The 6,962-nt window shown below is 45.1% G+C and carries 8 protein-coding genes; 2 read left to right on the top strand and 6 right to left on the bottom strand.

Features of this window, described 5'->3' with window-relative positions; genetic code table 11:
- Positions 1–100: 100 nt before the first annotated feature.
- The 5 genes from G470_RS0105790 to groES form a co-directional block, all read right to left on the bottom strand.
- Complete coding sequence (locus G470_RS0105790) at positions 101–1,573, bottom strand: hypothetical protein (RefSeq protein WP_028274010.1); 1,473 nt, start codon at positions 1,571–1,573, stop codon at positions 101–103.
- Positions 1,574–1,707: 134 nt separating this feature from the next.
- A complete protein-coding gene (locus G470_RS0105785; protein ID WP_205617893.1) occupies positions 1,708–2,913 on the bottom strand; it encodes a cation:proton antiporter in 1,206 nt (401 codons plus the stop codon).
- A gap of 46 nt (positions 2,914–2,959) precedes the next feature.
- Positions 2,960–3,313 (bottom strand): hypothetical protein, encoded by a 354-nt coding sequence (locus G470_RS12820; RefSeq protein WP_156907970.1) that lies wholly within the window; start codon positions 3,311–3,313, stop codon positions 2,960–2,962.
- Positions 3,314–3,483: 170 nt separating this feature from the next.
- Positions 3,484–5,103 (bottom strand): chaperonin GroEL, encoded by a 1,620-nt coding sequence (gene groL / locus G470_RS0105775; RefSeq protein WP_028274008.1) that lies wholly within the window; start codon positions 5,101–5,103, stop codon positions 3,484–3,486.
- A 63-nt stretch (positions 5,104–5,166) separates the two neighbouring features.
- On the bottom strand, positions 5,167–5,451 hold the full coding sequence (groES, locus tag G470_RS0105770) for a co-chaperone GroES (RefSeq protein ID WP_028274007.1): 285 nt from the start codon (positions 5,449–5,451) through the stop codon (positions 5,167–5,169).
- A gap of 293 nt (positions 5,452–5,744) precedes the next feature.
- Between groES and G470_RS0105760 the strand changes: the two genes are divergently transcribed.
- Both G470_RS0105760 and G470_RS0105755 read left to right on the top strand, forming a co-directional pair.
- Positions 5,745–6,413, top strand: a complete 669-nt coding sequence (locus tag G470_RS0105760; protein WP_051258451.1) for a CPBP family intramembrane glutamic endopeptidase — start codon at positions 5,745–5,747, stop codon at positions 6,411–6,413.
- Positions 6,414–6,434: 21 nt separating this feature from the next.
- On the top strand, positions 6,435–6,638 hold the full coding sequence (locus G470_RS0105755; RefSeq protein WP_035445179.1) for a DUF4305 domain-containing protein: 204 nt from the start codon (positions 6,435–6,437) through the stop codon (positions 6,636–6,638).
- Positions 6,639–6,718: 80 nt separating this feature from the next.
- Here the strand turns inward: G470_RS0105755 and G470_RS0105750 are convergent.
- Positions 6,719–6,962, bottom strand: a 244-nt coding sequence (locus G470_RS0105750; RefSeq protein WP_028274004.1) for an IS3 family transposase, incomplete at its 5' end; no start/stop codon positions are given.

Genomic DNA, 6,962 nt, shown 5'->3' with positions numbered 1-6,962 from the left:
CGCTCCAGTTGCCATAGCCGTTGCCGCTTTAGCGGCTTACGGATATGGTATGCGTTAGAAGGTTCGGGTCTAAACGCATTTTGTCCCGCTCTCTTCGTGTTTACACTTGCTTCAATGCTTTTTTTGCGTGATAGATGAATTCTTTCAATACTTTGATGCGCGCATATTTTTTGTCTTGGGCCTCCACAATGACCCAGGGTGCTTCTGACGTATCCGTCCGCACCAACATTTCGTCCATCGCTTCAATGTAATCATCCCATTTCTCCCGGTTCCGCCAGTCTTCTTCCGTTATTTTATAAATTTTATCCGCTTCCTCCTGCCGATCTTTGAACCGTTCCAACTGTTCATCCTTGTCTATATATAAGAAGAATTTCAATACGAGCGTTCCGAAATTGTGCAAGTGCTGCTCCATTTGATTGATTTCCTCGTACGCCCGCTCCCACTCTTCTACCGTCGCGAACTGCTCCACACGCTCCACCATCACTCTTCCATACCAACTCCGGTCAAATATCTTGATGTCTCCTTTTTTTGGGAAGTTTCTGTAAAACCGCCACAAATAATGATGCTGCGCTTCGTAGTCAGAGGGCGCGGAAGTGGTGATGACCTCATACCCTCTTGGATCCATCTGACGCGTCAACCGTTCGATGGCGCCTCCTTTACCTGCCGCATCCACCCCTTCAAAGACCAAGACTGTGGGAATGCCGATTGTGTATAACTTGAACGCCAATCGTTGTGCTTCCAGTTGCAGTTCATCTTTTTGTTTTTCGTATTCTTTATCTGATAGATGCAAGTTTAAATCGACGTCCTGTAACGGTTTTTCGGATGGAATGGTTTCCCGGTAAAATCGCTGAACCCCGCCATTTTTCATCCCCATGATGCGGTCGATGCCTTCATGAATCAAATCGATAGTCGTTCCCAATGCCTTTTCGGACGCCGCCTTTAGGTCTTCAGTCGATAAGATGTGCCATTTGCTGAAAGTGAAATCTGATTTTTTCAGTATTTCGTCGAAATGTTTCAAATAGGTGTCGTAATTTTTGTATTGGTCTTCGTCCCGTTCGCTGATCATGAAAGAGCGGTATTCGTCTTTTTGAAGTTCATCAATGCGTTTTTGTTGTGTTTTTTCTGTTTGGTGGAGGAAAAATTTTATGATAATAGCGTTGTCGTCCAACAGTTGTTTTTCAATGGAACTGATGTCTTGGATGTTTTTTTCAAGTTCATCATCTTGTATCGTCGGATCATTGAGCAGCTTGAAGTAGAAGCTGCGGTCAAAGATGGCCATGCTGCCTTTTTGGGGTGTCTTTTCCCAAAACCGCCATAAAAATGGCCGCGCTTCTTCTTCTTCGGTTGGTCGTTCAAATACACTGACTTTGTAAGTTTTGGGGTTCAGCTCACGCACCAAGTCTTTGATGACATACCCTTTTCCGGAGGACTCCCACCCATCCACAATAATCAAAACCGGAATATCGACGTTTTGGACCAATCGTTGTGCACGGGCCAGTCGTTCGCCCAGTTCTTTTCTTTTGAAATCACTGTACGGGTTCTCGAACTTGCTGAAATCGTATTCCTTAAGCATCTGCCAGTCTCCTTTCACCCCACATATTTGAGTTCAGTGTACTGGATACGCATTCATTTTTCTAACTTGAAAACTTCTGTTGCGCATATAAAAAAACCAGGACGCCTCTGTCCTGGTTTTTCAGATTTTATAAACTAATGTTGTTGTGTCTGCACGTCTCCAACTTGAGGAGTGATTTCCCCGGCTTTGGTCAGCGCCAGTTTCGTCAGCACCGGTCCAATCATTTCATAGACCAGCGTCGCCGACAATACCACGACTTTAATTTGGGCTGCATACATTGGCACCAAGGTTTCGGCCACCGTTGTCAATCCAATAGCCACTCCTGCTTGGGGAATCAACGTCAATCCCAAATAACGGCTGACCTCCGGCGAAGATTTCATCCACCGGGCACCAAGATAGGCTCCCAGCATTTTTCCAGCGATACGCAAAAGGATGTATACCAATCCAATCAAACCTATCGATGGAAGAATACTTAGATTCAATTCAGCACCAGAGATGACAAAAAACATCATATACAATGGTGGAGTGATTTTGTCTGACATAACCGACATGGCGGGTGCTTCATTCGATGCATTTGTCAGAACGGCTCCTGCCACCATACAAGCCAACAGCTCTGAAATGCCAAACGTTTTGGACAGTCCGCTTGCTAAAAACACGAATGCGATGAGAATCGATAATTTGTTTCCACTATTTTTGAACCATTTCAATGGGAACTGCATGACAAACCCCACTGCTGCACCGACAATCAACGCCAATACGATTTCCCAAAACGGTTGTACAATCGATTGCACGAGATTCATTTGTACCCCTTGAACGGCGGTGAGCATTTTAGCAACCGTTGCTGCAAACCCGAACAAAATCAATGCTACCGCATCATCTATCGCTACGACACTCAACAAGGTATCCGTCACCGGACCTTTTGTTTTGTACTCTTTGATGACCATCACTGTCGCCGCCGGAGCGGTAGCGGCCGCAATGGCACCCAATACAATCGCAAACGCCGGTTCCATCCCCATGGCCAACAATCCGCCGGTCACAAGCAGGACCGCCATGGACGCTTCCAACAAGGCGATGACCACCGGGGTGAGTCCGACGCGTTTGAAGTAATCTATCTTGAACGACAAACCGATGGTAAACGCGATAAAGGCCAGCGCCATTTCAGAAACCACATCAAAACTTTCCAACGCACTTGCCGGGACCAGGTTCAACAAGGACGGACCGACCAACAACCCGCCGAGCAAATACCCGGTGACACTCGGCAATTTAATGTACCCAACCAATTTACCAAACAAGAGTCCTGTGATGACAATCACTGCAACGACTAACAATGTGTTTCCCACTTTTATACCTTCTTTTTTTATTTTTTTGTTTCAATACAAACAGTCATTAGAATCGAACGCCTTCTGTGAAAAGCACCGGCAGGGCAAACAAAATTCCTGCATTCGGTTCGGATAAATCCCCCACTACATCCCGGACAATCTGCCGTGCGCGGTTGACATCTTCTGCATGAACAATGGTGAAAATAATCTTGTTTTCAGCATGATCAGACACAAGAAACGGACGCAAGGTGGAAATAATCCGCGTGTCTTCCACATCGGAAAGCTGTTGCGCCATCCCCACCGAATCAAGTACGGTCGCCGCTTTGATATCGGCATTGCTCCATTCGATCAATAATTCATCCAGCTGTTCTGTTTTGTTCAATACGAGAACGAGCATCACTTCGTCTGTGATAACGGTCACCTTCTTTCTTATATGAAAATCCCCACACCGGTTTCCATTCCTCATTTTACTCTTCACGTTTGTATTTTCAAGGGATTTTCAAAAAAATCATTCACACCAAAAAAGGCTTCTCTCAAGCGTTGTGCTCGAGAGAAGCCTTTTTATTTGTATGGATTTACAAGGGGAGATGCTTACATCATACCCATTGCGCCTGGATCCATTCCAGGAGCTGGCTTTTGCGGTTCAGGAATGTCTGCCACAGCAGCTTCCGTAGTCAATAGAAGAGCTGCGACGCTGGCTGCGTTCTGCAAAGCGGAACGCGTTACTTTAGTTGGGTCGATGATACCCGCTTCCAGCATGTTTTCCATTCTGTCAGCTGCAGCATTGTATCCGATGCCCTCTTCAGCGTTCTTCAAGCGCTCAACGATGACACTTCCTTCCAAACCAGCGTTCGCTGCGATTTGACGAACCGGTTCTTCCAACGCACGAAGGACAATTTTCACACCTGTGTCTTCGTCGCCTTCCGCTTCAATCTTTTCAACTTCTTTCAAGATGTTGATGTATGCCGTTCCTCCACCTGGGATGATTCCTTCTTCGATCGCGGCACGCGCAGCGTTTAACGCGTCCTCGATACGGAGTTTGCGTTCTTTTTGTTCAGTTTCTGTAGCTGCCCCAACACGGATGACCGCTACTCCACCGGCCAATTTAGCGATGCGTTCTTGCAATTTTTCACGGTCGAAGTCAGAGTTGGTTTCTTCTGCCTGTGCACGAAGCATAGCCACACGTTGTTCGATGTGTTCTTTTTCTCCGGCACCTTCAACGATGGTTGTGTCGTCTTTTGTGACCACTACTTTGCTTGCTTGACCCAATTGGTCCAAAGTTGTGTCTTTCAATTCCAAGCCCAAGTCGCTGGTGATGACATTTCCACCGGTCAAGATGGCGATGTCTTCCAACATGCCTTTGCGGCGGTCACCAAATCCAGGAGCTTTCACAGCGACCACGTTCAATGTTCCGCGGATTTTGTTCAAGACCAATGTCGGCAATGCTTCGCCTTCCACATCGTCTGCAATGATCAAGAGTGGACGGTTTTGCTGCATAACGCTTTCCAAAACCGGCAAGATGTCTTGAACGTTGTTGATTTTCTTGTCTGTAATCAAGATGTATGGGTTTTCCAAGTCAGCTTCCATCTTGTCGTTGTCTGTCACCATGTATTGAGACAAGTAACCGCGGTCGAATTGCATTCCTTCCACGACGTCCATGCCTGTTTCAATTCCTTGGGACTCTTCGATGGTGATGACTCCATCGCTGCCGACTTTTTCCATTGCATCTGCCAACAAACGGCCGATTTCTTCGTCTCCGGAAGAAATTGCAGCGATTTGAGCGATGGAATCTTTGGATTCGATTTTCGTGGAAATATTGCGCAATGCTTCCACAGCAACTTTTGTAGCGCGTTCAATTCCGCGGCGGATACCCACTGGGTTTGCGCCGGCCGTTACGTTTTTCAATCCTTCACGGACAATCGCCTGTGTCAAAACCGTTGCGGTTGTTGTTCCGTCTCCGGCAACGTCGTTTGTTTTGCTGGCTACTTCTGCTACCAACTGCGCACCCATGTTTTCATAGTGGTCTTCTAATTCAATTTCTTTGGCGATGGTTACGCCGTCATTTGTGATTTGAGGAGAACCAAAGGCTTTGTCCAATACGACGTTGCGTCCTTTTGGCCCAAGCGTCACTTTCACTGTATCTGCTAATTTATCTACTCCGCGCACCATTGCTTCGCGTGCGTCACCTGAGAACTTAATGTCTTTTGCCATTCTTCTCTTCACCTCGTGTGTAAGTTATGTCTTGAAATGCTCTGTTTTGCTTTTCAGGAAAACTTATTCTACAATAGCTATGATGTTCGTATCTTTTACGACTAAGTATTCTTTGCCGTCATATTTCACTTCAGTTCCAGCGTATTTCTCAAACAAGACGACATCGCCTTCTTTGACAGATACTTCTGCACGCTGTCCGTTATCCAACAAACGTCCTTCGCCTACAGCGACAACTTTTGCTGTTTGTGGTTTTTCTTTTGCGGAATCCGGCAAAACAATTCCGCTGACTGTTTTTTCCTCTTCTTTGGTCACATCAAGAATGACCCGGTTGCTTAAAGGTTTTAACATGATAATCCCTCCATAACAATTGGAATGATATTTTTTAGCACTCTAATGTGTCGAGTGCTAACTTCACTACCAATCATACTTAAAAGAGTTCCTTTTTGCAAGTGGCTTCCTAAAAATTTCATATTTTTTTCCTTCTTTTTTCAAAAAGACAACCGTTTTCCAGGTGAACGGCTTCTTTGTGCGGACATCCTGTGGCATGCACCGCTTTTTTGTGATACATTACATAATGTTATGCAGTTTTTAAACTAGCTCTTGCTTCTTAAACAAAACCATACGTAAAGGGTTGAATTTATTTGAAAAAAACAAAAGCTTTTCCTTCGATTCTTATCATCTCCACCTATATTGCGGCACAACTTCTGCCTATTTTGTTCATCGCCTTTGCGCCGGAGGAACTTGCAACAGATGCTTCCATTTATGGGTCCATGATCAGCTTCGCAGCTGGAGCGATTATCATGCTCTTGATCAATCATAAATACGTGTTCCACACCTCTCTCGAGAAAACTCCTTCCGTGGCATTTAGAAAAGTAATCCTTTGGGGAGTTTTGGGCATGGTGTTAGCCATCTTTGCGCAAAACGTGGCCAACTTGATAGAGGTTCGTTTCCTGAACCAACCATTGGACTCTGCCAACACGCAAGCGTTGGTTGAAGTGGTCAAAAATTATCCTTCTTTCTTGCTGTTGACGAGTATCGCAGGACCAATTATGGAAGAACTGGTTTTCCGGAAAGTGATCTTTGGTGTTCTGTTGGATCATATCGGAGTAGTCGGCGGAGCGGTCGTCAGTTCACTGTTGTTCGCGTTTATCCATTTTGACGGACATCTTCTCTTGTACTCTTCCATGGGATTCGTATTCTGCTATCTCTATTACCGCACTAAGAATATCGGCACACCCATCCTTGCCCACGCCTTGATGAACACCCTCGCCGTTCTTGCAAACATCGCTTTGCAGAATTTGATGCAATAAGAAAGGAATCGATCGATTATAATGACGGAAAAAAGCTTCGTGATGCAGATTATTTTTAACTATTTGATGTTCGCCTTGTTTCTCTACTTCACCATCGACACAGTCGGAGATATCGGTTGGGGATTTTTCCCGGTTCTCTATGCTTTGTTCGCAACCTTCGACTTTGTACGGGGAACACGCATGTTGAACATTTACGTTAAAATAAAAAAAGGCAACAAATCCTAATGAACTGCCCCCTGTCAAGTAGACAGATAAATAAACAAAATATTTTGTGCCATGTATGAGATTTTTCATGCATGGCTTTTTTATGCAGGAATACTCAAGCCCATTTTCAACGTCACCCGTCGGGTGTTATAAAAGTCAATGTATCGTTTAATATCATGCGTTAATTCTTCAAAACTCGTGTAGGTCTTTAGACGATACATTTCTTCCTTGATGATGCCCCAAAAGTTTTCCATTGGGCCGTTGTCAATACACTTGCCCACACGCGACATACTGTGGGTGAGTTGATGTTTTTTGACAAAATTGCGGAATCCGTGAGACGTATAT

The organism is Atopococcus tabaci DSM 17538 (assembly GCF_000429585.1).
In the GTDB taxonomy this organism is placed as follows: domain Bacteria; phylum Bacillota; class Bacilli; order Lactobacillales; family Carnobacteriaceae_A; genus Atopococcus; species Atopococcus tabaci.
Note: the sequence above shows the minus strand (reverse complement) of the source record. Positions and strands in the feature narration are given on the sequence as shown.

Excerpts from the sequence above, each read along its gene's own strand:
- G470_RS0105755 (WP_035445179.1), top strand. The coding sequence starts at position 6,435 with ATGACGGAAAAAAGCTTCGTGATGCAGATTATTTTTAACTATTTGATG.
- groES (WP_028274007.1), bottom strand. The coding sequence starts at position 5,451 with ATGTTAAAACCTTTAAGCAACCGGGTCATTCTTGATGTGACCAAAGAA.
- G470_RS0105790 (WP_028274010.1), bottom strand. The coding sequence starts at position 1,573 with ATGCTTAAGGAATACGATTTCAGCAAGTTCGAGAACCCGTACAGTGAT.
- groL (WP_028274008.1), bottom strand. The coding sequence starts at position 5,103 with ATGGCAAAAGACATTAAGTTCTCAGGTGACGCACGCGAAGCAATGGTG.